At 63.5% G+C, this 2,083-nt stretch carries 3 protein-coding genes; 2 read left to right on the top strand and 1 reads right to left on the bottom strand.

Features of this window, described 5'->3' with window-relative positions; translation table 11 throughout:
• Window positions 1–212 precede the first annotated feature (212 nt).
• Window positions 213–677, bottom strand: coding sequence for a YegP family protein (locus tag AC1D1S_RS20835; RefSeq protein WP_243177482.1), 465 nt, complete (start codon window positions 675–677; stop codon window positions 213–215).
• Window positions 678–1,019: 342 nt separating this feature from the next.
• Here AC1D1S_RS20835 and AC1D1S_RS20840 point away from each other — a divergent pair, with 342 nt between their 5' ends.
• Window positions 1,020–1,382 carry an ArsR/SmtB family transcription factor gene (locus AC1D1S_RS20840; protein ID WP_028276286.1) on the top strand — a complete coding sequence of 121 codons (363 nt, stop codon included), beginning with the start codon at window positions 1,020–1,022 and terminating at the stop codon, window positions 1,380–1,382.
• A 79-nt stretch (window positions 1,383–1,461) separates the two neighbouring features.
• Complete coding sequence (locus AC1D1S_RS20845) at window positions 1,462–1,896, top strand: SRPBCC family protein (RefSeq protein WP_243177480.1); 435 nt, start codon at window positions 1,462–1,464, stop codon at window positions 1,894–1,896.
• Window positions 1,897–2,083: the final 187 nt, after the last annotated feature.

Below are 2,083 nucleotides of genomic sequence, written 5' to 3' on the forward strand. Positions count from 1 at the left end.
CCGTGGGCACCACCTCGCCGCGCTGATAGCCGTGGATCTGGTAAATCTGCTCGGACCACTGCAGCTCCCCCGAGGCCACATCGTAGCGAAAGGTCCCGGCGAGGCAGTCCTCGGTAGCCAGCGCGCTGGAATAGGCCTGCAACGCCTTCAACTCCGTCATGGCCGGGCCTGCCTGCCCGGCCCGCCGGCGGGCGCCCTGTCCCGGGACACGGTCAGCACGAGCTGAGCCCAACCTGCGCAGTCCGCGCCTCCAGTGCCTGCCGCCACCGCACGATCAGCTGCTGGTTCCGGGTCCCTGCGAGTCGGGCCAAGAAGCGCGCTGCGGACGGGATGCGGAGGCGCGGCGGCCCTTCAGGAGACCTGGGCGCCCCGCCACGGGCCGGTCTCGCCCGGGCGCGCCGGCCCTGCACGTGCGCCTCGTGAACTCCGCGCCTCTGCGCGCTGGGTTCCACGGGAATGCCCTCGGCCGCGGACTGGAGCAGCGCGTCATCCCGCGGCGCCGAAATTTCCGAGACCAGCCCCATGCCGGCGTACTCCCGCACTGCTGCGATCCCAGCCACCGCCGCCGGCAGGTCTGGAAAGGGCCTGGAGAGGGCCATGACGGTCCCGTCCGGGGCCGTCAGTCGAAATCGGTAGGACCTGTCGGTATCGGTGAACAGTTCGAACATGCCTGTCATAGAACCCTCCTGGAAGCCGGGACCCGATTGTTCCCGGCGACGCCGTTGTCACCGGGAACAGCCTGAATCCACCCGAACGATGCCAGTCACTCGTACCGGCCGAATCGAATTGATGAATTCATGAAAGTCTGAACTATGCAACTCACCTGCGCAAGAGGTACCACCCTGTCTGGCGGCGGCAACGACACTGCAGCGGTCCGGCGCTACGATATGTAAGCGGGCTGACCAAATCATGGGTGTGCAAGACAGACTTTTCTGTCTTGCTCGTGCTAGTTTTCCTGTCGCCGGGGTCTGCACAGACGCGCGGTTCAGAATAGTTGAATGTGAAGGAGGGAGGCCCCAATGCCGGATGATCTTCCTGCAAGTCCGGTCCAGACCGATGTGAAGGCAGAACTGTTCAAGGCCATGGGCCACCCTGCCCGAATCCAGTTGCTGGAAATGCTCGCCGACGGACCAGTAGCCGTAAGCCGGCTGCGCGACAACACGGGCCTTGAGCCGTCAAACCTCTCCCAACATTTGAGCATTCTCCGCCGCCAGCGCCTGATTGTCCCCTCACGGCGCGAGGGCAGGTTGTTCTATGAACTGGCCAGCCCTGAGGTTAATGTCCTGCTCGCGGCCGCCCGATCCCTGCTCGGATCTCTCCTGGTCACCACCCGGATGACCCTGAGCCCCATGGCTGAAGAGCCTGAAGAAGCAATCCGCTAAATACCGGCGCACGACGGACTATGGACAACATCGATCGACCGGCCTGGATGCGTCCGGACTAAAACCAGTAGGGGTAGCAATGGCTCACGCCGAGAACGAGACCACCATCAACCGATCTCCGGAGGACGTCTATGCGTTCCTCGCGGATGGACTGAATAACCGCGCATGGCGCTCCGGGGTTCAGGACATAACACTGAAGAGTGGAACACCCGGGGACCTCGGTGCCGTGTACAGCCAGACTCTCTCGGGCCCCGGTGGCCGGCCGATCGTCGGGGACTACGAAATCACCGCGGCGGACCCCGGAAAGCTCCTGGGCTTCCAGGTGGTGGCCGGTCCGGCCCGTCCGGCCGGTGCATACCGGCTCAGTGAAGCGCCGGGCGGAACGACTGTTCGTTTCAGCCTGGACCTGGAGCCCAAGGGACTCATGAAGCTCGTGGGCCCGGTGATTGTCCGCACCATGAAGGCCGAGGTCGCTCAGTTGACCAATCTCAAGAACGTTCTCGAATCCGCCTAGATGAAGGCGCAGGGCGTTCATTCTTGAGTGTGCCCGTCCGTAGCTGAAGCCATCAAGTGGCAAGCACCAACCTTCATGTGCAAGGGAACATCGCGTCCTTCTTGCCCAAAGCCAAGAAGAACGTCCCCCTGATGTTCCACCAGGGCGCATCAAACCAGAATGATGCGCGGCTTCTGGAAGGTAACGG

The sequence above is a fragment of the Arthrobacter sp. P1_A5 genome, assembly GCF_056406825.1.